This window comes from Citrobacter sp. A316, assembly GCF_002042945.1.
In the GTDB taxonomy this organism is placed as follows: Bacteria; Pseudomonadota; Gammaproteobacteria; order Enterobacterales; family Enterobacteriaceae; genus Citrobacter; species Citrobacter portucalensis.
Map to the genome: position 1 here is coordinate 55,268 of NZ_MVFZ01000023.1, position 26,911 is coordinate 82,178.

Annotated in this window: 28 protein-coding genes; 12 read left to right on the plus strand and 16 right to left on the minus strand. The window is 48.8% G+C overall.

Annotation, left to right across the window (positions count from 1 at the left end):
- Positions 1-3 precede the first annotated feature (3 nt).
- The gene (locus BZK41_RS22875; RefSeq protein ID WP_079939681.1) at positions 4-939 is read left to right on the plus strand and encodes a divergent polysaccharide deacetylase family protein; all 936 of its coding nucleotides are present in this window, start codon (positions 4-6) and stop codon (positions 937-939) included.
- Here the strand turns inward: BZK41_RS22875 and BZK41_RS22880 are convergent, their stop codons facing one another.
- The gene (locus BZK41_RS22880; RefSeq protein ID WP_079939682.1) at positions 940-1,974 is read right to left on the minus strand and encodes a glycosyltransferase; all 1,035 of its coding nucleotides are present in this window, start codon (positions 1,972-1,974) and stop codon (positions 940-942) included. It abuts the gene before it with no gap.
- A 484-nt stretch (positions 1,975-2,458) separates the two neighbouring features.
- On the opposite strand from BZK41_RS22880, the gene BZK41_RS22885 reads away from it, so the two are divergent.
- Positions 2,459-3,145: a lipopolysaccharide core heptose(II) kinase RfaY gene (locus tag BZK41_RS22885; protein WP_079939683.1), complete on the plus strand. Its 687-nt coding sequence runs from the start codon at positions 2,459-2,461 to the stop codon at positions 3,143-3,145.
- Between the two features lie 52 nt (positions 3,146-3,197).
- Here the strand turns inward: BZK41_RS22885 and tdh are convergent, their stop codons facing one another.
- On the minus strand, positions 3,198-4,223 hold the full coding sequence (gene tdh, locus BZK41_RS22890) for an L-threonine 3-dehydrogenase (protein WP_003024132.1): 1,026 nt from the start codon (positions 4,221-4,223) through the stop codon (positions 3,198-3,200).
- 9 nt (positions 4,224-4,232) lie between these two features.
- A complete protein-coding gene (kbl, locus tag BZK41_RS22895) occupies positions 4,233-5,429 on the minus strand; it encodes a glycine C-acetyltransferase (RefSeq protein WP_079939684.1) in 1,197 nt (398 codons plus the stop codon).
- Between the two features lie 214 nt (positions 5,430-5,643).
- On the opposite strand from kbl, the gene rfaD reads away from it, so the two are divergent.
- The 3 genes from rfaD to rfaC are packed head-to-tail and all read left to right on the plus strand — an operon-like array spanning position 5,644 to position 8,591.
- Positions 5,644-6,576 carry an ADP-glyceromanno-heptose 6-epimerase gene (gene rfaD / locus BZK41_RS22900; RefSeq protein ID WP_079939685.1) on the plus strand — a complete coding sequence of 311 codons (933 nt, stop codon included), beginning with the start codon at positions 5,644-5,646 and terminating at the stop codon, positions 6,574-6,576.
- Between the two features lie 2 nt (positions 6,577-6,578).
- Positions 6,579-7,625, plus strand: coding sequence for an ADP-heptose--LPS heptosyltransferase RfaF (gene rfaF, locus BZK41_RS22905; protein WP_079939686.1), 1,047 nt, complete (start codon positions 6,579-6,581; stop codon positions 7,623-7,625).
- A gap of 3 nt (positions 7,626-7,628) precedes the next feature.
- Complete coding sequence (gene rfaC, locus BZK41_RS22910; protein ID WP_079939687.1) at positions 7,629-8,591, plus strand: lipopolysaccharide heptosyltransferase RfaC; 963 nt, start codon at positions 7,629-7,631, stop codon at positions 8,589-8,591.
- Positions 8,592-8,651: 60 nt separating this feature from the next.
- Here the strand turns inward: rfaC and BZK41_RS22915 are convergent, their stop codons facing one another.
- The 6 genes from BZK41_RS22915 to rfaQ all read right to left on the minus strand — a co-directional run bounded on the left by BZK41_RS22915 (position 8,652) and on the right by rfaQ (position 15,353).
- A complete protein-coding gene (locus BZK41_RS22915) occupies positions 8,652-9,758 on the minus strand; it encodes a glycosyltransferase family 9 protein (protein WP_079939688.1) in 1,107 nt (368 codons plus the stop codon).
- 71 nt (positions 9,759-9,829) lie between these two features.
- On the minus strand, positions 9,830-10,867 hold the full coding sequence (locus BZK41_RS22920; RefSeq protein ID WP_079939689.1) for a glycosyltransferase family 9 protein: 1,038 nt from the start codon (positions 10,865-10,867) through the stop codon (positions 9,830-9,832).
- Complete coding sequence (locus BZK41_RS22925) at positions 10,864-12,249, minus strand: O-antigen ligase family protein (RefSeq protein ID WP_079939690.1); 1,386 nt, start codon at positions 12,247-12,249, stop codon at positions 10,864-10,866. Before BZK41_RS22925 ends, BZK41_RS22920 begins: the two co-directional genes overlap by 4 nt.
- Positions 12,250-12,371: 122 nt before the next feature.
- Positions 12,372-13,172, minus strand: a complete 801-nt coding sequence (gene rfaP / locus BZK41_RS22930) for a lipopolysaccharide core heptose(I) kinase RfaP (protein WP_079939691.1) — start codon at positions 13,170-13,172, stop codon at positions 12,372-12,374.
- A complete protein-coding gene (locus BZK41_RS22935; protein ID WP_079939692.1) occupies positions 13,165-14,289 on the minus strand; it encodes a glycosyltransferase family 4 protein in 1,125 nt (374 codons plus the stop codon). The genes rfaP and BZK41_RS22935 overlap by 8 nt, the downstream gene beginning before the upstream one ends.
- The gene (gene rfaQ, locus BZK41_RS22940; protein WP_079939693.1) at positions 14,286-15,353 is read right to left on the minus strand and encodes a lipopolysaccharide core heptosyltransferase RfaQ; all 1,068 of its coding nucleotides are present in this window, start codon (positions 15,351-15,353) and stop codon (positions 14,286-14,288) included. Before rfaQ ends, BZK41_RS22935 begins: the two co-directional genes overlap by 4 nt.
- Positions 15,354-15,761: 408 nt before the next feature.
- Between rfaQ and waaA the strand changes: the two genes are divergently transcribed.
- Both waaA and coaD read left to right on the plus strand, forming a co-directional pair.
- Complete coding sequence (gene waaA, locus BZK41_RS22945) at positions 15,762-17,039, plus strand: lipid IV(A) 3-deoxy-D-manno-octulosonic acid transferase (protein ID WP_003827291.1); 1,278 nt, start codon at positions 15,762-15,764, stop codon at positions 17,037-17,039.
- Positions 17,040-17,047: 8 nt separating this feature from the next.
- Positions 17,048-17,527, plus strand: coding sequence for a pantetheine-phosphate adenylyltransferase (gene coaD / locus BZK41_RS22950; RefSeq protein ID WP_003024099.1), 480 nt, complete (start codon positions 17,048-17,050; stop codon positions 17,525-17,527).
- 38 nt (positions 17,528-17,565) lie between these two features.
- Here the strand turns inward: coaD and mutM are convergent, their stop codons facing one another.
- From mutM to radC, 4 genes are all read right to left on the minus strand, one after another.
- A complete protein-coding gene (gene mutM / locus BZK41_RS22955) occupies positions 17,566-18,375 on the minus strand; it encodes a bifunctional DNA-formamidopyrimidine glycosylase/DNA-(apurinic or apyrimidinic site) lyase (protein ID WP_079939694.1) in 810 nt (269 codons plus the stop codon).
- Positions 18,376-18,473: 98 nt separating this feature from the next.
- Entirely contained in the window at positions 18,474-18,641 is a 168-nt protein-coding gene (gene rpmG / locus BZK41_RS22960) for a 50S ribosomal protein L33 (protein ID WP_003024094.1), read from the minus strand.
- Positions 18,642-18,661: 20 nt separating this feature from the next.
- A complete protein-coding gene (gene rpmB, locus BZK41_RS22965) occupies positions 18,662-18,898 on the minus strand; it encodes a 50S ribosomal protein L28 (protein ID WP_003024071.1) in 237 nt (78 codons plus the stop codon).
- Positions 18,899-19,174: 276 nt separating this feature from the next.
- On the minus strand, positions 19,175-19,840 hold the full coding sequence (radC, locus tag BZK41_RS22970; RefSeq protein ID WP_079939695.1) for a DNA repair protein RadC: 666 nt from the start codon (positions 19,838-19,840) through the stop codon (positions 19,175-19,177).
- Between the two features lie 171 nt (positions 19,841-20,011).
- On the opposite strand from radC, the gene coaBC reads away from it, so the two are divergent.
- The 3 genes from coaBC to slmA all read left to right on the plus strand — a co-directional run bounded on the left by coaBC (position 20,012) and on the right by slmA (position 22,381).
- On the plus strand, positions 20,012-21,232 hold the full coding sequence (gene coaBC / locus BZK41_RS22975) for a bifunctional phosphopantothenoylcysteine decarboxylase/phosphopantothenate--cysteine ligase CoaBC (protein ID WP_139762657.1): 1,221 nt from the start codon (positions 20,012-20,014) through the stop codon (positions 21,230-21,232).
- Entirely contained in the window at positions 21,210-21,668 is a 459-nt protein-coding gene (dut, locus tag BZK41_RS22980) for a dUTP diphosphatase (RefSeq protein ID WP_003827259.1), read from the plus strand. Before coaBC ends, dut begins: the two co-directional genes overlap by 23 nt.
- A gap of 116 nt (positions 21,669-21,784) precedes the next feature.
- On the plus strand, positions 21,785-22,381 hold the full coding sequence (slmA, locus tag BZK41_RS22990; protein WP_079939698.1) for a nucleoid occlusion factor SlmA: 597 nt from the start codon (positions 21,785-21,787) through the stop codon (positions 22,379-22,381).
- Between the two features lie 82 nt (positions 22,382-22,463).
- Here slmA and pyrE read toward each other — a convergent pair whose 3' ends face one another.
- Complete coding sequence (gene pyrE / locus BZK41_RS22995; protein ID WP_079939699.1) at positions 22,464-23,105, minus strand: orotate phosphoribosyltransferase; 642 nt, start codon at positions 23,103-23,105, stop codon at positions 22,464-22,466.
- A gap of 65 nt (positions 23,106-23,170) precedes the next feature.
- Positions 23,171-23,887, minus strand: coding sequence for a ribonuclease PH (rph, locus tag BZK41_RS23000; RefSeq protein ID WP_079939700.1), 717 nt, complete (start codon positions 23,885-23,887; stop codon positions 23,171-23,173).
- Between the two features lie 125 nt (positions 23,888-24,012).
- Here rph and BZK41_RS23010 point away from each other — a divergent pair, with 125 nt between their 5' ends.
- Positions 24,013-24,876 (plus strand): YicC/YloC family endoribonuclease, encoded by an 864-nt coding sequence (locus BZK41_RS23010; protein WP_079939701.1) that lies wholly within the window; start codon positions 24,013-24,015, stop codon positions 24,874-24,876.
- Between the two features lie 130 nt (positions 24,877-25,006).
- A complete protein-coding gene (locus tag BZK41_RS23015; protein WP_079939702.1) occupies positions 25,007-26,326 on the plus strand; it encodes a site-specific integrase in 1,320 nt (439 codons plus the stop codon).
- A gap of 495 nt (positions 26,327-26,821) precedes the next feature.
- Here the strand turns inward: BZK41_RS23015 and BZK41_RS27620 are convergent.
- A partial coding sequence (locus BZK41_RS27620; RefSeq protein ID WP_139762656.1) for a transposase domain-containing protein occupies positions 26,822-26,911 on the minus strand: 90 nt, incomplete at its 5' end.

Here is a 26,911-nt window from a genome sequence, read left to right on the forward strand (position 1 = left end):
GTTTTGCCACAACAATTTCGTCGTCTACTACTCTCTCTCGCCAGCCTGCTGGCCTTCGCAACACCTGTATTTGCTGGCAAACTCGCCATCGTTATTGATGATTTCGGCTATCGCCCACACACTGAAAACCAGGTACTGGCAATGCCTTCTGCCATCTCCGTTGCCGTTTTGCCTAACGCCCCACATGCACGTGAAATGGCAATCAAAGCGCATAACAGCGGGCATGAAGTCTTAATCCATCTACCGATGGCGCCGCTGAGCAAACAGCCGTTAGAGAAAGATACGTTACGCCCGGAAATGAGCAACGAAGAGATTGAGCGGATTATTCGCGACGCGGTAAGCAAAGTGCCGAATGCGGTCGGGCTGAACAACCACATGGGCAGCGCGATGACCTCCAGTTTGTTTGGCATGCAGAAGGTGATGCAGGCGCTGGAACGCTACGACCTCTACTTTCTGGACAGCATGACCATCGGTAACAGCCAGGCAATGCGCGCAGCGTCAGGCACCGGTGTGAAGGTCATCAAACGCAAAGTCTTCCTGGATGACACGCAAAACGAAGCCGATATTCGCCGTCAGTTTAATCGTGCCGTCGAGCTGGCGCGCCGCAACGGTTCCGCAATCGCCATTGGCCACCCTCACCCGTCTACGGTTCGCGTCCTGCAGCAGATGCTGTATAGCCTGCCAGCCGACATCACTCTGGTTCGCCCAAGCAGCCTGCTAAATGAACCACAGGTGGATACCTCCAGACCAAACCTCACGCCACCGAGAAACGGTACACCTGATGCGCCGCGGAATCCTTTCCGTGGAGTGAAATTATGCAAACCGAAACAGCCGTTAGAGCCAGTGTACGCCAGCCGCTTCTTCAGCGTGCTCGGCGAAAGCATCACCCAAAGCACGCTGGTGCAGTATATGCGCCTGCAGTGGCAGGGCTGGCAATAATCAGTCTTTACTATCCAGCGTTAAATGGGCCAGGCGGCGCGGCGTCAGTGATTTATCGCGCCACTGGCTAAAGCGGATGGCCCACAACAGCACCTGATAACCCAGCTTAACGCTGCAGATATTCCTCACCATACGCTTGAACATACCCGATACAAATACTTCAGCAATCATGCGCTGACGGATCTGTGGATCGGGTTCTTTACGAATACAATGACATACTCGCAGTCCCTCATAAATCACCTGTTGTTTAAACTCAGGATGGATAGTGATGCGGTTAGCGTAGCTATGATTAAGTTCATCCAGCAGGCGAGTGATCTTTATATAGTGCCGTTGATAGTTTAAATTCGCTTCACCCTGCCGCTTCATGTGGCTAATTGAGCCATCATGTTGGTAGTATTTATATAATGGTTTTTCCGTATATTTCACACGAGTGGCATTAAACATAAACACCGTACTCCACAAGACATCCTGATGGTGTAACCCAGGGATAAACCTTATATTGTGTTCTTTAATAAGGTCATTTCTATATACCCCCATCCAGAGAACATGCGTCCAGCGGCGCGAAGCAAGCCCCATACGCAACCAGTCTGGGCCGGAGAGAATACCGGTAGAACGCAGACGATCTGTTGGAATGGATACCCAGACTCGGGATGTTTCCCGCGAACTCCAGTCTGCGTTGCTTTGTACAACGTCAAGGTTATCCTGCAAAGCCATTCCCATCAATGTCTCATACATCTCCGGATAGACTTCATCATCGGCATCAACGAATGCGATATAATCCCCCACAGCGACATCCAGGCCAAGGTTACGCGCGACAGAGACACCCTGGTTGGCCTGATGCAGCAGCCGAACATGGGGATACTTTTCCGCATAGCATTGCGCAATATCGACTGAGCAGTCCGTAGAACCATCATTTACAATGATGATTTCAAGATCTTTCCAGGTCTGCGCAATTAACGACTCCATACAGTCACGAAAGTAACTACCGGCATTATATAAAGGGATAATAACGCTTAATTTATATTTACTTTGCATCTTAGGGTAATCATCTAATCTATGGGATTGTCGTTACTCTATCACCCGATTATTAAGATATTATTAAGGTCGAACAAGAGATAAAATTTTCAGAGGAATAGGCCAGCGTCCCTACAAATTTATATTAACTAGATTTATAATCTATTTACTTACACGTCCGAGAAACAAAAAACAGCACAAATAGCCAACTTAGTTGTTACCTGTGTATGACAAAGGATTTTGTTATACTAACTTGATCTCTATCACAAAATGAACAGTACAAATGTAATGATGGCCAAACCCCCCTTGCTACATTGATACTTTAAGTCATAAATCTTCATAACGAAAATAAATTAATCAATTATTTTCAATTAGATAGAGTATAGCTGCGCTGCTTATGTGCCTTTTACATAAAAGCATGTATTAACTAACCATCGTCGATACAATTTTGTATAATACAGAATATTACTATCTACAATAAATTATATATACGAAGGCGAATTTAATGAACATTAGTAGGATTGAATTAGGTGACTTTAATGTTTATTTCAAGAATGAAAATATTAATTTCCCTTTGTTGATGGAAAAAATATCAAATAGTGAAATAAAAGGGAAGCAACTGAATGCTGAAAATGGTTTTCGCAGCGTCCATCTTGTCGAATATGAAAATAAAAAGTTCATCGTCAAAAACGATCGTGAAATAGACAACCGCTTTGAAAAAAAAGCGCTAAACTTTATTTCCGGTCCCTTTTATTCACATATGATTAAACGACTGGCACGCTTAACTCCAGAACAACGCGCCTGTACTGCAGACCTGTATTACGTCGCTGAAAAATGTCATTTTCGTCAATGTGTTGAAGTGTCAACCGTGCATGAATACATTGATGGCAAACCCCTTGCCGAAATCAACGAAAGTAATGCCGAAGAGGTGAAAAACTGTATTATTAAACTTCACAATGCAGGTCTTGCATCGAATGACATTCACCCTGGGAATTTTATTAGAACGCCATCTGGTGAACTTAAAGTTATCGATCTTTCATGCAAAGGCATTATGAAAATATGCCAGGCGAACGATATCCTCACGCTCCGGAATAAATACAATATCGATATTCAGGGTCGTGGCTTCGTTTATAACCTGATTTTATTGAAAGAAAAGCTTCGCCGACTTTCACGAAAAATTCGCGGCAAGTAAAAAATAGCCAGATATTAATCATATCTGGCTATTCATTCTTACCGGCTTAATACTAATCCCAGCTCAGAATCACTTTCCCTGACTGGCCTGAACGCATCGCGTCAAAGCCCTGCTGGAATTCATCGATGGAGAATCGATGGGTGATTATCGGCGACAAATCCAGTCCAGACTGGATCAGTGCAGCCATTTTGTACCAGGTTTCAAACATCTCACGACCGTAGATACCTTTAATAAACAGCCCCTTAAAGATAACTTTCGTCCAGTCGATGGACATATCAGATGGCGGAATACCCAGCATAGCAATACGACCACCGTGGTTCATGGTGTCCAGCATGGCGCGAAACGCTGGCGGCGCCCCGGACATCTCCAGGCCCACATCAAACCCTTCGGTCATACCCAGTTCAGCCATCACGTCGGTCAGATTCTCTTTCGACACGTTGACCGCGCGGGTGATACCCATTTTACGCGCCAGCTCAAGGCGATACTCATTAACGTCGGTGATCACTACGTGGCGTGCGCCAACATGCTTCGCGACCGCTGCCGCCATAATACCGATTGGACCCGCACCGGAAACCAGTACATCTTCCCCAACCAGATCAAACGACAGCGCCGTGTGCACTGCATTACCGAACGGATCGAAGATAGACGCCAGGTCGTCGGAGATATTGTCCGGGATTTTAAATGCGTTAAATGCCGGGATCACCAGGTACTCCGCAAAGCAGCCCGGACGATTTACACCAACACCGGTCGTATTGCGGCACAGGTGAGTACGTCCACCGCGGCAGTTACGGCAATGCCCGCAGGTGATATGACCTTCGCCTGAAACGCGATCGCCGATTTTAAAGCCTTTAACTTCCTGGCCGATGCCAACAACTTCGCCGACATATTCATGCCCAACGACCATCGGTACCGGGATGGTTTTTTGCGACCATTCATCCCAGTTATAAATGTGAACGTCAGTCCCGCAGATGGCTGTTTTACGGATTTTAATCAGCAAATCGTTATGACCGACTTCCGGTTCAGGAACGTCGGTCATCCAAATGCCCTCTTCCGCTTTCAGTTTGGATAACGCTTTCATTTCACATCCTCAGGCAATAACGCCCAGTTGTTTACCAATGCGTGTGAACGCCTCAACAGCACGCGTAATCTGCTCAGGGGTATGCGCCGCAGACATCTGGGTACGGATACGCGCCTGGCCTTTTGGAACCACCGGATAGAAGAATCCGGTAACGTAAATCCCCTCTTTTTGCAGCTCGCGGGCGAACGCCTGTGCCACTACTGCATCACCCAGCATGACCGGGATGATCGCGTGATCCGCACCGGCTAACGTAAAGCCTGCGGCAGACATTTGCTCGCGGAACTGACGTGCATTCGCCCACAGGCGATCGCGCTGGTCGCTGCCAGCTTCAACCATTTCCAGCACTTTAATGGAGGCCGCAACAATCGCCGGCGCCAGTGAGTTGGAGAACAAATAAGGACGGGAACGCTGACGCAACCACTCAACAACTTCTTTGCGCGCTGCGGTGTAACCACCAGATGCGCCGCCGAGCGCTTTACCCAGCGTACCGGTGATGATGTCCACGCGACCCATCACGTCACAGTATTCATGGGAGCCACGACCATTTTCGCCGACAAAACCGACGGCATGGGAATCATCAACCATGACCAGCGCGTCGTATTTATCCGCCAGATCGCAAACGCCTTTCAGGTTAGCGATCACACCATCCATAGAGAACACGCCATCAGTGGCGATCAGGATATGGCGAGCGCCCGCTTCACGCGCTTCTTTCAGGCGAGCTTCCAGCTCCACCATATCGTTGTTGGCGTAACGGAAACGTTTTGCTTTACACAGGCGCACGCCATCAATGATAGATGCGTGATTCAGGGCATCGGAAATAATTGCGTCTTCTGCGCCCAGCAGCGTTTCAAACAGGCCGCCGTTGGCGTCGAAGCAGGAAGAGTAAAGGATGGCATCTTCCATACCGAGGAATGCCGCCAGTTTTTGCTCCAGTTGCTTATGGCTGTCCTGGGTACCGCAAATAAAGCGAACCGAAGCCATACCAAATCCGTGAGAATCCATACCCGCTTTTGCCGCTGCAATCAGTTCCGGGTGGTTAGCCAGCCCCAGATAGTTGTTCGCACAAAAGTTAATAACGTGGCTTCCGTCCGCCACGGTGATATCCGCCTGCTGGGCAGATGTAATAATGCGTTCTTCTTTAAACAATCCTTCCGCACGTGCGGTTTCGAGATCGTTCGTTAACTGTTTGTAAAAATCCCCACGCATTTCAATTCTCCAGACTGGGCAAATTTCAGCACATATTACCCAAAGCTATACGTTGATACGAGATGACGCATCATCACTTCTTCAAAATGAAGCATAAATCACGTGTACCCGCACGGCTTATCGGTGAATGGCTGAAGCCTAAGCCATGTAGTGATATGATAGAAGTATTCGTGTCTGAGATTGTCTCTGACTCCATAATTCAAAGGTTACATTTATGATCATCGTTACCGGCGGCGCGGGCTTTATCGGCAGCAACATCGTTAAGTCCCTGAATGATAAAGGTATCACCGACATCCTGGTGGTGGACAACCTGAAAGACGGCACCAAGTTTGTTAACCTGGTGGATCTGAATATTGCTGACTACATGGACAAGGAAGACTTCCTGATCCAGATTATGGCCGGGGAAGATTTCGGCGATATCGAAGCGATCTTCCACGAAGGCGCATGCTCTTCCACCACCGAGTGGGACGGCAAGTATATGATGGATAACAACTATCAATACTCCAAAGAGCTGCTGCACTACTGCCTGGAGCGTGAAATCCCGTTCCTGTACGCATCCTCTGCCGCCACCTACGGCGGTCGCACTTCTGATTTCATCGAATCCCGTGAATATGAGAAACCGCTGAACGTCTACGGTTACTCAAAATTCCTGTTCGACGAGTACGTGCGTCAGATCCTGCCAGAAGCCAATTCTCAGATTGTTGGCTTCCGCTATTTCAACGTCTATGGACCGCGTGAAGGCCACAAAGGCAGCATGGCAAGCGTCGCCTTCCACCTCAACACCCAGCTTAACAATGGCGAAACACCAAAACTGTTCGAAGGCAGTGAAAACTTCAAACGTGATTTCGTCTATGTCGGCGATGTTGCAGCAGTAAACCTGTGGTTCCTGGAAAACGGGGTTTCAGGCATCTTTAACCTCGGTACAGGTCGTGCGGAATCTTTCCAGGCCGTTGCCGATGCTACGCTGGCGTACCACAAAAAAGGCAGCATTGAGTACATTCCATTCCCAGAAAAACTGAAAGGCCGCTACCAGGCATTTACTCAGGCAGATCTGACGAACCTGCGCGCAGCGGGCTATGATAAGCCGTTTAAAACCGTCGCCGAAGGCGTCACGGAATATATGGCCTGGCTGAACCGCGGCGCGTAAGTATGAAAATTTTGGTGGTTGGCCCGTCTTGGGTAGGCGACATGATGATGTCGCAAAGTCTCTATCGCACGCTCAAGGCGCGCTATCCCCAGGCGATAATCGACGTGATGGCACCAGCCTGGTGCCGTCCGTTATTGTCGCGCATGCCAGAAGTCAACGAAGCTATCGCCATGCCGTTGGGGCACGGCGCGCTGGAGATCGGCGAGCGCCGTAAACTCGGCCACAGCCTGCGTGAGAAACGCTATGACCGCGCTTATGTGTTGCCTAACTCGTTTAAATCCGCTCTGGTGCCGTTCTTTGCGGGTATTCCTCATCGTACAGGTTGGCGAGGCGAGATGCGCTACGGTCTGATAAACGATGCGCGCGTGCTGGATAAAGACGCATGGCCGCTGATGGTCGAGCGCTATGTGGCTCTGGCTTATGATAAAGGCGTGATGCTGACGGCCAAAGATTTGCCGCAGCCTCTGCTATGGCCGCAGTTGCAGGTTAGCGAGGGTGAAAAGTCCCTGACCTGTAGTCAATTCTCCCTTTCAGCCGAACGTCCCATCATCGGCTTTTGCCCGGGTGCGGAATTTGGTCCGGCTAAACGCTGGCCACATTACCACTACGCGGAGCTCGCAAAGCAGCTAATCGATGAAGGCCATCAGATTGTGCTGTTTGGCTCAGCAAAAGACCATGAAGCCGGCAATGAGATCCTGGCAACGCTGAGCACTGAACAGCAAGCCTGGTGCCGTAATCTGGCGGGCGAAACACAGCTTGAACAGGCCGTCATTCTGCTCGCCGCCTGCAAAGCAGTCGTCACCAACGATTCTGGATTAATGCACGTGGCCGCGGCGCTGAACCGTCCACTGGTCGCATTGTATGGTCCAAGTAGCCCAGATTTTACGCCTCCGCTTTCCCACAAGGCACGTGTAATTCGCCTGATTACGGGGTATCACAAAGTGCGTAAAGGCGATGCGGCAGAAGGCTATCACCAAAGCCTGATTGACATCACGCCGCAGCGCGTGCTGGAAGAACTCAACGACCTGTTGTTACAAGAGGAAACCTGACGGATGCGGGTTCTGATCGTTAAAACGTCGTCTATGGGCGATGTACTGCATACGTTGCCCGCATTAACCGATGCGCAGCAGGCTATTCCGGGTATTCAATTTGATTGGGTGGTGGAAGAAGGGTTCGCTCAAATCCCCTCCTGGCATTCAGCCGTTGGCCGGGTTATCCCAGTGGCGATCCGTCGCTGGCGTAAAGCCTGGTTTTCAGCGCCGATTAAAGCCGAGCGTAAAGCGTTTCGTGATGCGGTGCGTTTACAACAGTATGACGCGATAATTGATGCGCAGGGTTTGGTTAAAAGCGCGGCGTTGGTGACACGTCTGGCACGTGGCATCAAGCACGGTATGGACTGGAGCACCGCCCGCGAACCGCTGGCGAGTCTGTTTTATGATCGCAAACATCACATAGCCAAACAGCAGCATGCGGTAGAACGTACACGTGAATTGTTCGCCAAAAGTCTGGGATATGCTAAACCGCAGTTACAGGGTGATTACGCTATTGCGCAGCATTTTGTAAAACAGCAAACGTCTAATTCGCAGCCCTACGCCGTATTTTTACATGCGACCACGCGAGATGATAAGCATTGGACAGAAGCGCACTGGCGGGACCTTATTACGCTGATACCAAAGACAGGGATTCGCATTAAGCTTCCCTGGGGAGCAGCGCATGAAGAGGAAAGAGCAAGAAGAATTGCGGAAGGATTTGATAATGTCGATGTATTGCCAAGGATGAGTCTTGAGGAAATTGCGCGTATCCTCGCCGGTGCTGAATTTGTAGTTTCGGTTGATACAGGCCTTAGTCACCTGACCGCCGCACTCAATCGCCCAAACGTTACGCTGTATGGTCCCACCGACCCTGGGCTCATTGGTGGATACGGTAAGAACCAGTTAACGTGCATTGCTCCGGAAGGAAAACTGTCGTTACTCACCGCTCAGCAAGTACTGACACACCTACCGTCCGACATATAAACCCCCGACTCGGGACGGGTGCTCTGCACGCTTATCAGAACATGCAGAGCATCGGTAAGCTTACTGCAGGAATGGTTTTACATGCGCCATGATCTCTTCACAACTCACCTTCTCTAGCGCTGAACGATACTTAATTTCATCCAGCGTCGTATAGGCTTTGTAAACCACCTTGTGCAATTGAGGGTCCTGATAGGGGCCATAAAGATAGGGGGAGGTAATCACATACATACTCACCGTCGGAACCCGCATTGCCACGGCAAGGTGCATAGGTCCTGTATCAGATGTTACCAGCAGGTCCATATTCTTCACTTCCTGAATCAGCCCTTTAAGCGTCGTTTTACCGATAAGTGGTTTTACGCGGTCATGAAAGCGGCTATCCAGCTTTTGCAAAAATTCGTCCTGTAGAGGCACTTCATTCGGCGCGCCAATCAGGACGACACGCACATCATCATGGGCAAAAAGTTGGTTTGCGAAAGTGACAAATCGCTCAACAGGCCAGCATTTCTTAAAGGATGATGCTCCCATTTGAAAACCAATCCAGCGCAGTTTTGAATCTTCCTCGCTCACCATACGTTCGACAGGAAACGGCAGGTGCATACTGTTGTCAGGCTTTTCATTCAGCAAAGGCATGATGAGCTCCAGCTTTCGCTGAATAGTATGCCCAACGAATTTACTGATTCTGTTGGTTGCCCATTTACTTACGAGTGGAATGTCCTGCTTATCGTTATCCACAAAGACATACTTTGTGCCGGCAATGATGGCGCTAAGGAAATCGTAAGGTGTATGTGAGTGAAGAATCACCGTCAGGTCTGGCGTTCCACGTTTTTTGATCTCTTTAACCAATGCAGGGAGGGTAGTGAGTTTGTTATCCCATGAGATAAGTTCGTCCCAGTCACTCCCCCCTTTGAGGAAGTCATACATCTTTTTGTGGCAAATCAGGGTGATTGTCGCTGAAGGATATGTCTGGCGGAGCGCATGAATTGCTGGAGAGTTCATCATGAAATCACCCAGCGCCGTTGAAGAATAAATCAGGATATTCTTCAGCTGATTTTTATCCTGATTTTCAAATTCTTGCTGACTAAAAGAAAAATCTTTCTTACGGGTATATATCATTAAAAAAAGATTAACCAGTAATAGCTGGATTTTTTTTCTCAATGCTCTAATCATTAAATAAAACCTATTTAATCTATCGCCAGATAGAGATCAATATATCAACTTATCTATAGCAATAAGTAAACTTATGCTTCATCCATTGCCGTATTTTTACGCACTTGCTCCTGCAGACTTACAAACCGCGTATATACATCATCGACGCTAATATTGCGAGCATCATAATCTTTTCCTTGCAGCATTTCGTACGGCACACCCCATGGCGTCCATAGCCATGCAGCCTTGTTGCCGAACAGCGCCACCACTGGTTTGTGCACCCCAGCAGCAATATGCAAGGCACCACCGTCGCTGGTCACGATCTGATCGCATAGTGACATACCAGCCATCAGCTCACGAACGCTATTCGTTCTTACTGGAATAATCGGCAGATCGGCACATTGCGCGCGGATAAAATCAGCCTTATCATCATCACCGGGATGTAACTTATTATCTGATTTTCCTGGAGACCAGAATAACATAATATGGCACGCCTGTATGGCTGTAAGTTTATGCGCAAGCTCAACAAACTTTTCTTTTTGCCATTGCTGTTCTTCTCTTCGGGAACTTATCTGCAACCCATAAACAGGTAAATTATCCTGTGGAAATTCTATCTTTGCTTTTATATCAGCCAGTTCTTGTGGTGTGACATACAACTCCAGCGGACCTGGTTTAGAAGTACAGCCTAGCGGTCCCGTTAATCTATCCAATAAATTGACCAGATGAAGCTGCTCCTGAGTTTCAGGAATGGCATCGGTGACAATGTCCGGACAGTCATTACCAATAGCGATAATTCTTTTAGCACCTGCTAATTTTGCCCACTGTAAAGGTCGTTTATCCCAATGCTCTTTGGCAATAATCGCGACATCATATTTAGCACGGCGCAGATCGATAATCGTCTTCAGGCGCTGAAACAATACCTTAAGGCTAGATGTGCCTTTAGAACGGTGGTGCAGCTTGCTGTATAAGAAAACTTTACCTACATGAGGATTATTTTCGATAATCGATTGATTGTAAGTGTTAACCAACAAATCAACTTTACAATTCATGTCTTTTGCAATAGTCGAGATCAGCGGCGTTGTCAGTATCAAGTCGCCAATATTATCTCTACGAATAATTAACACTTTCATTTTTTAGCCCGTAATATTTTATTACTCGTAAAGATCAGACCCAGCATTAAACCTGATAACGCAAGGTTTTGCTCAAGGTAGTGATCACGCATCATATTATCTACACCACTACGGAACAAGAAGCTCACCGTGAGAAGAGACAAGTACAGACCCGGAATAATTAAATCACGAGAGAATGCACGCCAGCCAATAAGAATCATCAACATGACAAATGCCAGCCAGTTGATAAGCCCAAAGACACCGTTCTGAAGCGCGACATCAATCAACCCGTAATGGCTGTTAGATTGCTGAATAACAGGGTCGTGATATTTTTCCTGCAGAAGCATTAAGAATGCATCTTTTCGCGGACCCGCACCAAACGGATATTCAGCGATCAGTTCGCTCCCCTGACGGAAGAACGATGCTCGACAACTATTCGAGTCATCCATGATGCGTCCAGTGCTGTCCTGCATCAACGGGCCATCAAAACCGTTATAGCAACGACTGTGCATACCCAGATCCCAACCAGCAACCATATCCATGCTTAGGCTTTTCCAGCGAGAGTCCTGATGCCAGGAAGTGTAGCCTATAATACCCACTACTATCGCAACGACCAGTGCAGCCAGGCAGAGCTTCGGCAAGTTCTTTCGGCTAATCGCTTTTAAGGCAATAAATACGCAGATAGAAATCGTACTACCAATCAGACCAATAGTCCCCCAGCGGGTCTTCGCTAATGCTGAACAGATGAAGCACAGCAAAATAAAGGCAACCATCAGTTTGTTGCTGAAAATTAGATACTTACGGCCCAGAAACAGTCGACAGGCAAGTTCCGCCAGTAAAATTCCCGAAACCATGTTTATCTGGAAGCTCATCTCGGTGCGAGATGGCACAATCCACGTCTCACCCCAGAGTATCGTTCCTGTCTTGATATAAAAATAGATATTCTGCAGCAGGTGAATAAATATCACCCCTAGCGAACACAGAACAACTAAAGACAATACCTTATTGGCCGTTATATTTTTAAAATGATACTTACAGATTGGATATAAAAAGAGTCCAACAAAGAATAATAGCCCTGCACGCAGGTACTGCCCCTGCCAGCTGCGCAGCATTTTCCCCACATCAACCGCAACAAATAACCCATTGACCAGTGTAAATACGAGAAAAATAAGAGTTAAAGCGACAGCATATTTCGCCAGTCGACTAAGCTCAATAGATACATATTTTTTACGGACGTAAAAATATAGCACTAATGCCGTACTTAAGTATATAAAGAGATTTCTATTAGTTGGTAAAATTGAGTTCTGGATAGGCCAGACAAAACATAGAACACAAAATGAAATTAACAACAAATAAACTGCAATATCTTTACGTGAGGCTTGCGTTTGTGTATTTGAATTCATATAAACCCTATTGAAACAAAACCCGGCAAATATTTATAAATAAAAAATGCAAGAAGAGACATAGTATGAGTTCATTCCATGAAATACAAATTCCATTTACATAATATTTTTTACAGCTAAAATCACAATGATTTGCGAATTGTTCTTTCGCGAATAACTTTGGCTTTTCCTTCAACCTGTTCAATGAACACACTCTCGTTCTTAATAATATCTTTCAGGCTACGATTGAAATATACTTTTAAAAATCTATAATAATCTCTGGTCGTCAATCCAATATTGTCGGATGAAAAATAAAGCCCGGTAAGATCCTTATTACGCCAACGTAAAGGCACTTTATTTCTAATTTGTGCCCGATGCAGATCGATCACCGAAATTTTTAGACTATCTTCATTTTTATCATCAAATGGAAGATGAAGTAAGAAATGGCAAATATAACAATCACGATGGTTAACACCGCCAAGATGCATCGCGCGAACCATATCGGCTACACGTTGAATCAGCATTCTTTTTACGTGCGGATGCGGGGGTTCAACACACCAATTCGCACAATAATCTTCCAGGCTAATAGTTGGCGTTAAATCTTCGGTAATGATAAAAGAGGTTTTCTTTACCGGATTCCAACCAGTTTCGCCAAATGCAACGCCTTGCATCGTATCAACGCCTAAGGAGGCTAAACGGTGTATGGCATTCCACTCACGGTCAGCACCCAGTACCGGCATACGAAGTGACAGTAGATTTTTAATGACTTCTTTATAAGTGGTACCTCTGTGCCACTTCAAAAAATAGCTCTTATCAGCAACGCTAAAACGAAGTGTGCGACGGGTTTCTAGTTCCCGAAAGACCTCACCCTGAAGCTTTCTAACCTCGATGAATGGGTCTTTTCCCTTCCACAATGTGGCAAAGGGTTCATTTAACTCAACCATGCAATTCACCTGTAATAATATCCGCTACATGTTCTGGCAAACTATAAAGATCCTGCGTATCCGCATAATGCCGCGCATTTTTCGCCCACTTTTCACGAAGAGAACTATCCGCCAGGACCTTATGCAAATCGTCATCAAGCACATGTTGCTCAAAAGGCTCACTCAATACAACACCGCATCCTGCCGCCGCTACGTGAGGTGCGTACCCGCAGACCTCCGTCACGAGCACAGGCAAACCCGCCGCGATAGCTTCAACCAGTACAATTCCCGCAGCTTCCTGCTTCGCCGGATGTAATAACACGTCCGCGGCCGCCATCAGATGTGCAACATCATCACGCCCAGCAAAGAAATGGACGTTCTCTTTCACACCCATTCTTTCTGCCTGCGCAGCGAATGCGCGAGGTTTATCCTGACCAACAACAAAGAGCTGGGTTTGACGACGGATAGCCTCAGGCAGTGCGGCGACAGCGGCAATTGAGCGGCCGACCCCTTTTCGTGAAAAATCAGAACCAACCTGCAACAATAAGAAGTGATCCGGAGTGATGCCGTTGGCTTCACGGTAGCGTTCACGGCTACCGGGGGCCTGACTACTGTATTTTCTATCGGGATAGATGCCGGGCGGAAGAAGCTGAAAGCGATTGTCTTCCGTATGATAATACATTTTAAAATCAAGAATTTGTTTTGTAGTCAGCATCAGCAACTTTGTCTTCACCCCTGGTTTAAAGACAGCTTGCTCAAAGGCTGCGTAGTGACGGTATCGCGCCGTTAAGCGATACAAGAACCCCTTTTCTTTCGCTACCTTCGCCGCATAACACACATCCGCTGCGTAGTAATAATCCAGCCCCGGCATTTTGTTAAAGCCCAGGACGCGGTCTGCCGGGTACTGAGTTAAATGCTGCTGAACCCACGTCTGATACTGTTTATCTCGTCCATGGTTGGAATGTGCGGTAACCGGGACATCAACGCACTCAAATTCCGCCGGACGCTCCCCTTGCCAGGCTCGTGTATAGACCCGGACATGATGCCCGCGCGCCGCGATCGTTTTAGCGATACGCATAAAGTCACGCTGTAGCCCACCATAGGGAAAATATTTGTACAGACAGAGGGCAACAATCATTGTGCATTCACCTCAACTTCTGGCGCGGCGCCATTGAGCACTTGCCAGGCGGCGTTAATGACATCTTCCGCAGGGATCACTGACGGATATTTATAACTACGGTCCAGCCGCTCTCTTGCCGGTACTGGCTGATAGTTTCCAGCCCAAAGCAACGTGACATTTTCCGCCCATGGTCGCCACGCGATATGATCCGTCGCGCCAAACAAACAAATGATAGGGGTCTTCACCGCTGCGGAAATATGCATAGGCGCGGAGTCAACACCGATAAACAACGCCGCATGATCAATGAGAGCAGCCAATTCAGGAAACGTCGTTTTACCCGCAAGCGCGGTGACGGGAGATAATTTGCATCCCTCAGCAATATCATGGATACATTCCTGGTCTTCCTTCCCAGGTCCAGAGGTCAGCACAACCGGATAACCTTGTTCCTGTAAGGCATCAATAACCTCGCAAAATTTCTCGTTATCCCAGCATTTAAAGATCTGACGTGCGGTTGGCTGAATAACCACATAGCGCTCACCCACGTTGAGCTGTTTTAGCTGTTCATGGATATTTTTCCAATGGGAAGGAGCGTAGTGCATGGACAGTTCGTGATTGAGTGTTTTAAGCCCAAGTGGATTCAGAATCGACAGGTTACGCTCGACGATATGGTCGCCAGTAATCGGCACAAGATGCGTAAAGCTCTTCTGCCAGAAAGGCTTCTGACGGTGCAGGAAATCAGGGGAAAGTTTTGTATCAGCGGACAAAAAACGGACCAATAGTGCAACCAGCCACTGATCGGTCAAGTTGATTACTAAATCATATTGGTTTTGGCGTAATTTTTTTATTAATGAAATGAAATTAGCGATTTTATTTTTTGTCGTGGTGTTTTTCTTACTGATTCCATATAGCGCATTAATTTCCGGATTTTCAGATAAAATCGGCTTTGTGTCTTCGTAAAGGAGCACATCGATTTTGGCATCAGGATAGTTACGTTTTAATGTACTGATGACGGGGGTTGTCAGTAGCATATCTCCATGAAAACGCATTTTAATGACCAGGATATTTCTGAATAACTTTTCCACAAGCGGCTCTTTTGTTGAGAGTGTCCGATACCGTTAAGCAAAAAAAAGCACGCTACCGCCCCAGGCTCAACAGTTGCCTGATTACTGATATCGCACTTAAATTTTGCGCGCTAGTGTACCACTTCTTTAGCGGCAATCCGATACGAATAAAAGTTAAGCACATTTTTCTTTTCGTCTTTCCAATCAATTCCTTAGCGCAAATTAATGTCAACTTTAAAACCAATTTTGTTATCCTCTCTAGCCCCTGACTTTAATTTCAAAGAGTTACGCCAGAATGTAACTTAATGGTCTATCACACGTCAGATTGACCACTTTAGCGTCTAATTGGTCCCTGAATGGCAAAAGTAATAGCAAAGCACCGGGTAAATACATAGAATCCACAGCACATCCATTAGCCAGCTAACGCCCATGCTTGAGTTGCTTTACACCACATTGCTCTATCTTATTCAGCCTTTGATCTGGATACGGCTTTGGGTGCGCGGACGTAAGGCTCCGGCCTACCGTAAACGCTGGGGCGAACGTTACGGCTTTTATCGCCGCCCGCTAAAACCCGGCGGCATCATGCTTCATTCGGTTTCTGTGGGCGAAACGCTGGCTGCAATCCCATTAGTTCGCGCTCTGCGACATCGTTATCCCGATTTGCCGATCACGGTCACCACCATGACGCCAACCGGTTCTGAGCGGGTACAATCTGCTTTTGGCACTGACGTTCAGCATATTTATCTGCCTTACGATTTACCGGATGCCCTGAACCGTTTTCTGAATAAAGTTGACCCCAAACTGGTGTTAATTATGGAAACCGAGCTGTGGCCAAATCTGATCGCGGCACTCCATAAACGCCACATTCCTCTGGTCATTGCCAACGCACGGCTCTCTGCTCGTTCAGCCGCTGGTTATGCGAAATTAGGTAAATTTGTTGGCAGACTACTGCGTCGAATTACGTTGATTGCCGCACAAAACGAAGAAGATGGCGCACGTTTTATTACGCTTGGCGCCAGAAGCAATCAGGTCACCGTTACTGGCAGCCTGAAGTTTGATATATCCGTCACGCCACAACTGGCCGCAAAAGCGGTGACATTACGTCGTCAATGGGCGCCTCACCGCCCGGTATGGATTGCAACAAGCACCCACGACGGCGAAGAAAGCATCATCATTGCCGCCCATCAGGCATTATTAAATCAGTTCCCCAATCTCTTGCTGATTTTGGTTCCCAGACATCCAGAACGGTTCCCGGATGCCATTAACCTCGTACGCCAGGCTGGGCTAAGCTATACCACTCGTTCTTCGGGTGAAGTTCCGTCCTCAGGAACTCAGGTTGTGATCGGCGATACCATGGGTGAGCTGATGTTGCTGTATGGCATTGCCGACCTTGCTTTTGTCGGCGGTTCACTGGTTGAACGTGGGGGACACAACCCGCTGGAAGCGGCAGCGCATGCTATTCCGGTGTTGATGGGACCACATACGTTTAATTTTAAAGATATTTGCGCCCGTCTCGAACAGGCAAGCGGATTGATCACAGTCACCGACGCAACTACGCTGGTGAAAGAGGTCTCTTCTTTACTGACCGATGCAGATTATCGTAATTTTTATGGCCGTCACGCAGTTGAAGTTCTGTATCAAAATCAGGGCGCGCTACAGCGTCTGCTGCAACTGCTGGAACCTTACCTGCCACCCAAAACGCATTGAGGCAAGTCATGCAAAAACGGGCGATTTATCCAGGAACCTTTGATCCTATTACTAACGGCCACCTCGATATCGTGACGCGTGCGACAAGCATGTTTGATCACGTGATTCTGGCGATAGCCGCAAGTCCCAGTAAAAAGCCAATGTTTACTCTGGAAGAGCGTGTTGAGCTGGCGCAACAGGCAACGGCGCACCTAGGTAATGTGGAAGTGCTGGGATTCAGCGATCTGATGGCAAACTTTGCCCGTGATAATCAGGCTAATATTCTGATCCGTGGACTGCGCGCGGTAGCCGATTTTGAATATGAAATGCAGCTGGCCCATATGAACCGCCACCTTATGCCGCAACTGGAAAGCGTTTTTCTGATGCCATCTAAAGAGTGGTCATTTATCTCATCGTCACTGGTGAAAGAAGTTGCCCGTCACCAGGGTGACGTGACGCACTTTTTGCCGGAAAACGTCCATCAGGCGTTAATGAGTAAACTGAAGTAATGCACCTGGCCGGATGCAGCATCCGGCCAGCAATGACACTATTTCTGACAGCGACGGCAATAGAACGTTGTACGCTGGGCGTGTTTTGTCGCAACAATCGGTGCGCCGCATGCACGACACGGTTCACCTTCTCTCCCATAGACCTGCAGCTCCTGGGCAAAATAGCCAGGCTTACCGTCACTTTGCAGAAAGTCCTTAAGCGTCGTTCCGCCCTGCTCGATAGAGCGCAGCAACACCGCCTTGATAACGCGTACCAGCAATTCACACTCATCTTTCGACAATGATGGCGCCAGGCGGTCAGGATGAATCCCAGCCGCATATAGCGACTCGCTGGCGTAGATATTACCCACACCCACCACCAGCTTGTTATCCATCAGCCAGGGTTTAATCGCCGTTTTCTTCTTCGCACATTTCTGCTGTAGATAACCAGCGTTGAAATCATCGCTCAGCGGCTCAGGGCCAAGATGAGCGAGGACATTATGTCCATCCAGTTCTTTAGTCCACAGCCAGGCGCCAAAGCGACGGGGATCGGTATAACGCAGAACTTTGCCATTGCTCATCACTAAGTCAACGTGGTCGTGCTTGTCTGCCGGAAGCTCTTCAGGAAGAATACGCAAGCTACCCGACATCCCCAGATGAATGATTATCCAGCCATCCGCCAGTTCCAGCAGCAGGTATTTCGCCCGCCGCTGTACGCTGAGGACAGGTTGATCACTCAGACGATAGATTTCCTCAGATACTGGCCAACGCAAACGACCGTTACGCACCGTCGCGTGCATAATCGTTGCCCCCACCAGATGCGGCTCAATACCACGGCGGCTGGTTTCGACTTCAGGTAATTCAGGCATAGTATCTCCGGCGGTATGTCAGGTCTCATTAATATGGGGACGGCCAGAAAACAAAAAACCCCGCCGAGGCAGGGTTTTTCTTTACATCAAAACGAAAATTATTTGATTTTCGCTTCTTTGTATAAAACGTGCTGACGAACAACTGGATCGAATTTTTTCAGTTCCAGTTTTTCCGGCTTAGTACGTTTGTTCTTCGTAGTGGTATAGAAGTGACCAGTACCAGCAGAAGAAACCAGCTTGATTTTCTCACGAATACCTTTAGCCATGATTTATTTCCTCTTAGTACTTAGTACTTTTCGCCACGGGCACGCAGTTCAGACAGAACTGTTTCGATGCCTTTCTTATCAATAACACGCATACCTTTAGCAGATACACGCAGGGTGACAAAACGCTTCTCGCTCTCAACCCAAAAACGGTGAGAGTGCAGGTTAGGCAGGAAACGGCGTTTAGTCGCGTTCAGTGCGTGGGAACGGTTGTTACCGGTCACCGGACGCTTGCCAGTAACTTGGCAGACTCGGGACATGTCTATTCTCCAAAAATCAAATTAGCTCGAGCTTCGTATGGGGTATTGGCGCCTCGTCAGGCTTCTCAGCCCGGTTATCGCAGTTCAATACACTTAATCTTTCAATGTTGCCTCGTCATTGGACGCAACAAGAATGATTTTGCGTATTTGCGAACTCTCGATTGCCAGGCCCAAATGCCAAACCCGAGATTCTCAAAGGTGGCGTAGTATACGCTGAGTCAGCGATGTGCTCAAGTCCCGAACAGACAAAGATCCCGATGGATCGCGTAAAGTGCGTTAAATCCAACCGCGTTCCGCAAAAGAAACGTACTCTCCGCGCCCAATGACCAGATGATCAAGCACCCGGATATCCATGAACTGACAGCATTTCACAACACGCTCGGTGATGAGTTTATCTGCTTTACTCGGCTCTGCACACCCCGAAGGGTGATTATGCGCAAGGATCACCGCAGAAGCATTCATTTTTATCGCTTCCCGGACAATTTCTCTCGGATGCACCTCGACATGGCTAAGCGTACCGGAAAAAAGTTTGCTGTGTTTAATCACGCGATGTTGAGAATCCATAAAGATCACCAGAAAGATCTCGCGTTCCTCTTGCGAGAGCTGACTTTGCAGAAATTCACGCGCCATTTCCGGACTAAGTAGAGCACGCTCCTCTATCACTCGCACGTTGTAGTAGCGTCTTGCCAGCTCCGCAATACCCTTCAACTGTGCGTACTTCGCGATACCGATTCCCTGAACATAGCTAAAATCCATGTAATCAGCAGACAACAGGCCATACAGCGACTCAAAATGCTGAAGTATCTCTTTCGCCAGCGTAAGCACATCTTTACCCTGAATGCCGGTACGTAAAAAAAGAGCCAGAAGCTCAACATCGGTCAGAGAACTGGCCCCCTGTGCCAACAGCTTTTCCCGGGGCATCATACTTCCTGTATTTTCCATGCTTCTCCCTCCTCTCGCGTCCGCATAGTGGCATAACACCGACGGTCAATCGACGCGCTGTTTTCACTTCTTCGTAGCGCCTCGCAAAGTGGAGTACGGTCAAAAGCACGACAAATTGCGGATTGTGATAAAATATCCGCCTTCTGGTGAAACCCAACAGGAAAGATCATGATGAGCCTGGCCGGTAAAAAAATCGTACTTGGCGTCAGTGGCGGTATTGCTGCGTACAAGACCCCTGAGCTGGTGCGTCGTTTACGGGAACGCGGCGCTGACGTCCGCGTGGCGATGACCGAAGCGGCAAAAGCATTTATTACTCCCCTGAGTTTACAGGCGGTTTCAGGTTATCCCGTTTCCGACAGCCTGCTTGACCCCGCAGCCGAAGCAGCGATGGGCCACATTGAGCTGGGAAAATGGGCCGATTTGGTCATCCTGGCGCCCGCTACAGCAGACCTGATTGCTCGTGTCGCCGCAGGTATGGCCAACGACCTGGTGTCAACGATTTGTCTGGCAACGCCTGCTCCTGTTGCTGTACTGCCAGCCATGAACCAGCAGATGTATCGCGCTACCGCGACCCAGCACAATCTGGGTATTCTTGCCTCACGCGGTTTGCTCATTTGGGGCCCTGACAGCGGTAGCCAGGCATGTGGTGATATCGGCCCTGGACGTATGCTGGATCCGTTAACGATTGTGGATATGGCGGCAGAACATTTTTCACCTGTCAACGATCTGCAACATCTCAACATCATGATTACAGCGGGTCCGACGCGTGAACCGCTTGATCCCGTGCGTTATATTTCCAACCACAGTTCCGGGAAGATGGGGTTTGCGATCGCGGCCGCTGCCGCAAAGCGCGGAGCAAACGTCACACTGGTATCGGGTCCAGTTTCGTTATCCACGCCACCATTTGTTCAGCGGGTTGATGTGATGACCGCGCTGGAAATGGAAGCCGCTGTACAATCTGCGGTTCAACAACAGCATATTTTTATCGGCTGCGCTGCAGTCGCTGATTATCGAGCTGAAACTGTCGCCCACGAAAAAATAAAAAAACAAGCGACGCAGGGTGATGAATTAACAGTAAAAATGGTCAAAAACCCGGACATTATCGCCGGTGTTGCCGCACTGGATGCTAACCGTCCTTTTGTCGTTGGGTTTGCCGCCGAAACAAATAATGTGGAAGAATATGCCCGGCAAAAACGCATCCGCAAAAACCTTGATGTGATCTGTGCGAACGATGTTTCGCTGTCAACTCAAGGATTTAACAGCGATAGCAACGCATTACACCTTTTTTGGCAGGATGGAGACAAAGTCTTACCGCTTGAGCGTAAAGAACTCCTGGGCCAATTATTACTCGACGAGATCGTGACCCGTTATGATGAAAAAAATCGACGTTAAGATTCTGGACCCGCGCGTAGGGCAACAATTTCCGCTCCCAACGTACGCCACTTCTGGTTCTGCCGGACTTGACCTGCGTGCTTGTCTTGATGACGCCGTAGAACTGGCGCCGGGCGCAACAACGCTGGTGCCAACCGGGTTAGCTATCCACATTGCCGATCCTTCTCTGGCAGCGGTGATGCTCCCACGCTCCGGGCTGGGCCATAAGCACGGTATCGTGCTGGGCAATCTGGTTGGTTTGATTGATTCCGACTACCAGGGCCAACTGATGGTGTCCGTCTGGAACCGTGGTCAGGACAGCTTCACTATTGAGCCGGGCGAACGTATCGCGCAGATGGTATTTGTACCGGTAGTGCAGGCTGAATTTAATCTGGTGGAAGAGTTTGAAGCCACCGATCGTGGCGAAGGTGGCTTCGGCCATTCCGGGCGCAAGTAACCCGCAGAAAAGTATCCCATAGCGTAATAACGCAATAACACACCGCAAACTGTTGTTTGCGGTCGCTGTGTGGATGCCTGCCTGGCAAGAGCTTATTTTCAGGGGTATTTTGTAACATGGTAGAAAAGCAAACTGCGAAAAGGAATCGTCGCGAAGAAATACTTCAGTCTCTGGCACTGATGCTTGAGTCCAGCGATGGTAGCCAACGCATCACCACAGCAAAGCTGGCAGCCTCAGTTGGCGTATCCGAAGCGGCATTGTATCGCCATTTCCCCAGCAAGACCCGTATGTTCGATAGCCTGATTGAGTTTATCGAAGATAGTCTGATTACGCGTATCAATCTGATTTTGAAAGATGAAAAGGACACCAGCTCGCGTCTGCGTCTGATCGTTCTGCTGATTTTAGGATTTGGTGAGCGTAATCCTGGCCTGACGCGAATTCTGACCGGACACGCGTTGATGTTCGAACAAGACCGTCTGCAAGGTCGCATTAACCAACTTTTTGAGCGTATTGAAGCGCAGCTGCGCCAGGTTCTGCGAGAAAAAAGAATGCGTGAAGGTGAAGGCTACACCGTGGATGAAACGCTGCTGGCCAGCCAGTTACTGGCTTTCTGCGAAGGTATGCTGTCCCGGTTTGTACGTAGCGAATTTAAATACCGTCCAACGGATGATTTTGACACCCGCTGGCCGTTGGTTGCCGCTCAATTGCAGTAGCGATTTCGTCTTGTCCGGCCTACGTAAACCGTAGGCCCGGTAAGTGCGTAGGCCGGATCAGCGCAGTGCCATCCGGTAGTTCTTATACGCCGTATGCTTCGCGATAGGCTCGTACTGCCGCCAGGTGCTCCGCCATCTCCGGTTTCTCTTCCAGATACGCAATCAGGTCTTTCAGGGTGATAATAGAGATCACTTTGCAACCATAATCACGTTCCACTTCCTGAATAGCGGAAATCTCGCCGCGACCGCGTTCCTGGCGATCGAGAGAAATCAATACCCCCGCCAGAGTGGCGTCATTCGCCTGAATAATTTCCATCGACTCACGAATAGCCGTACCTGCGGTGATAACATCATCCACCAGCATCACGCGCCCCTCTAGTGCGCTACCGACCAGATTGCCGCCTTCACCGTGGGTCTTCGCCTCTTTACGGTTAAAACAGTAGGGCAAATCTTTATCGTGGTGTTCCGCCAGCGCAACGGCCGTTGTGGTCGCAATCGGAATACCTTTGTACGCAGGGCCAAACAACAAATCGAACTCAATACCGGAATCCACCAGCGCTTCGGCATAAAAACGGCCTAACAGTGCCAGGTCGCGCCCGGTATTAAACAGCCCGGCGTTGAAGAAATAGGGGCTTTTGCGCCCGGATTTCAGCGTAAATTCGCCAAACTTTAGTACCTGCTTGCTAAGCGCAAACTCAATAAACTGGCGCTGATACGGTTTCATGGATTCGCTCCTCATCTCACTTTATTACAGACAAAAAAAAGGCGACTCATCAGTCGCCTTTAAAATCAATTTTCTAACGCCGCCTTCTGCGTCGCTACAATGGATTCGATTCCCCCTCGGGCCAATGCCAGTAGGGTGAGAAGTTCTTCATGGCTGAACGGCTCGCCTTCCGCCGTGCCCTGTACCTCAATAATACGGCCGTCTTCAGTCATCACCACGTTCATATCGGTTTCTGCGGCAGAGTCTTCAACGTACTCAAGATCACAGAGCGCTTCACCGTTCACAATGCCCACGGAAACCGCCGCGACCATTCCTTTCATCGGGTTAGCTTTCAGTTTACCGCTCGCCACCAGCTTGTTCAGCGCGTCAGCCAAAGCGACACAAGCACCGGTAATGGATGCGGTGCGCGTACCGCCATCGGCCTGAATAACATCGCAGTCCAGCGTAATCGTAAATTCGCCGAGCGTCTTCAGGTCAACAGCTGCGCGCAACGCGCGGGCGATCAGACGCTGAATTTCCATGGTACGACCGCCCTGCTTACCTTTCGCCGCTTCACGGGCGTTACGGGTGTGCGTGGCGCGAGGCAGCATGCCATATTCTGCGGTGATCCAGCCCTGGCCCTGGCCTTTCAGAAAACGCGGCACACCTTCATCAATAGAGGCGGTACATAGCACTTTGGTATCACCAAATTCGACCAGCACGGAGCCTTCAGCGTGTTTTGTATAATTACGGGTCAGGGTGACGGGACGCACCTGATTGGCACTACGACCTGCTGGACGCATGATAAAATCTCCGGCTTGAAACGAATGTGGCTGCGCATTATACGGACTTCCGACTGTTATTCCTATCCTGACAAGACGTGGATGGCTATAATCCTCCCATCTCATCTTTAAAAACAGGAACGTCTATGATCCGCAGCATGACCGCCTACGCCCGGCGTGAAATCAAGGGTGAATGGGGTAGCGCCACCTGGGAAATGCGCTCGGTAAACCAGCGTTATCTGGAAACTTATTTTCGCCTGCCGGAGCAGTTCCGTAGCCTCGAACCCGTTGTTCGCGAACGTATTCGCACGCGTCTGACGCGCGGTAAAGTCGAATGTACGCTGCGTTTTGAGCCTGATGCCAGCGCGCAGGGCGAGCTGATTCTGAATGAAAAGCTCGCTAAACAGCTCGTTAGCGCTGCTAACTGGGTCAAAATGCAAAGCGATGAAGGTGAAATCAACCCGGTTGATATCCTGCGCTGGCCAGGCGTAATGGCTGCCCAGGAGCAGGATCTGGACGCCATTGCCGCCGAAATCCTTGCCGCGCTTGACGGTACGCTGGATGACTTCATTATTGCGCGTGAAACCGAAGGTCAGGCGCTGAAAGCGCTGATCGAGCAGCGCCTGGAAGGCGTCAGCACTGAAGTCACGAAAGTGCGTGCACATATGCCGGAAATCCTGCAATGGCAGCGCGAGCGTCTGGTAGCCAAACTGGAAGACGCCCAGGTGCAGCTGGAAAATAACCGCCTTGAGCAAGAGCTGGTGCTGATGGCGCAGCGTATCGATGTGGCAGAAGAGTTAGATCGTCTGGAAGCCCATGTCAAAGAAACCTACAACATTCTGAAAAAAAAAGAGGCGGTTGGCCGTCGCCTGGACTTCATGATGCAGGAATTCAACCGTGAATCGAACACTCTGGCATCGAAGTCTATCAATGCCGAAGTAACGAATTCCGCGATTGAACTGAAGGTATTGATCGAGCAAATGCGCGAGCAGATTCAGAATATCGAGTAAATATTTAAGAACTATCACAAAGACGTAAAGAACAAGAAAAGCCCGCATTTAGCCGGGCTTTTTTGTTATCATGGGCTATCATAAAGACGCAACAAAGCGCATAGTTAAGGTGTACCCAAAGGTGTACCCAATGAGTTTTGTGTACATCACTTTGGGTACACCCTCTATTCAAAGTTTGGATATTCGCAAAATGCCAAAACTCACAGACATGCAGATCCGTGCGTGGATAAAAGCCGGAGAACGCTTCGAAGGACGCGCAGATGGTGGCGGGCTATATCTCCGATACCGACAGGTAGACCAATCCCCAAGCTGGAGATTTCGCTATAAGTTCGCTGGTAAGCAACGGGCTATGGTTATTGGCTCCTATGCCGAGCTCTCACTATCTAAAGCCAGAGAGACCGCCAAAGAACTAGCCGCCCGCGTTGCGCTTGGCTATGACGTGGCAGGAGAAAAACAGGAACGGAAAGCCAAGGCCTTGGCGAAGATGGAAGCAGAAAAAAACGCCATGCGCGTTTCAGATCTTGCCGCCGAATACTTTGAACGCCAAATACTGCCTCGCTGGAAGCATCCAGACATACTACGCCGCCGGATCGACAAAGATATTAATCCCCATATTGGACGCATGAAGGTGGAGGACGTAAAGCCACGACACATTGATGACATGCTTAAAGCTATTGTTGACCGTGGAGCACCGACCATAGCGACAGACGTTCTACGCTGGACACGCCGCATATTCGACTACGGAATCAAACGGCACGCTCTGGAGATTAACCCCTGTTCAGCCTTTGAGGTTTCGGACGCCGGTGGGAAGGAAGTTAGCCGTGACCGCTGGTTAACCCGTGATGAGTTAATCCAGCTATTTAGAGCCATGCGCACCGCAAAGGGATTCAGTCGACAGAATGAGATCACTTTCAAACTATTGTTAGCCCTATGCGTTCGTAAAATGGAGTTATGCGCCGCCCGCTGGGAAGAGTTCGACCTGGACAAAGGCATCTGGCACTTACCGGAAGAACGCAGCAAAAATGGTGACGCAATAGATATTCCTCTGGCACCACCAGCAGTTGAATGGCTAAGAGAGCTTTACACGTTCTCATGCAACAGCGCATGGGTATTGCCAGCCAGAAAGATGCAAAACAGGATGATTCCACACATTCAGGAAAGCACTCTGCCCGTGGCGCTGGCAAAGGTACGCGCAGAAATGCCGGACGTGCCGAACTTCACCATTCACGACTTTCGCCGTACAGCTCGTACACATTTAGCGGCATTGGGTGTTGACCCGGTAGTCGCAGAAAGATGTCTAAATCACCGTATCAAAGGCGTAGAGGGTATCTATAACCGGCACCAGTATTTTGATGAACGCAAAGCAGCGCTGGCACAATGGGCCGATCTGCTGGTGGCCTTAGACAGTGGTGAAGATTACAACGTAACACCAATCAGAATAGTGAAGTAAACGGATAGATTGAGCCTAGCCCGACGGGGTGAAAAGCGGAGGCCTTACCGCCTGACTCAATCGCTCATTAAGGCATGGCGCGAAAGGTGACGCGATGACAAGGAAAAACGATAGCCAAAATGATGTAAATGTATGGAAACGTAACAATATTCCTGCATTAGAATTTTGCTCTCTGCCAAGAGCCGCAGAGCTGCTCAATTGCCATCTAAATGATTTAATTCATTTTATTCAAATTGGCGCTATTGAAATTTGTTTATCACTTCATGATTTTGAAGCGGCGCTATTTACACTTGGCCCTTGGGAAGAATCAAATGAATGGGAGGAAAAGTTCCCTCCTAAACTGATGACAAAATACACAAACAAATCACCTTTAAGCCTGTTTATGCCAAAAGCTGAATTTGATATGAATCCAGCATCAACCGTTCGAGTTAAGCGGTTTTATCAAAACAAAGACATTCGTAAGCGTTCAGCGAGAACCGTATTGACGAAGACAAGTTATTCCGTTGGCAGTGCGACGCGCCAGGGGAGCAGTTCATTCACCCGGTTTATCGGCCAGTCAGCTATGACGTCAAGGACATAGCGAAG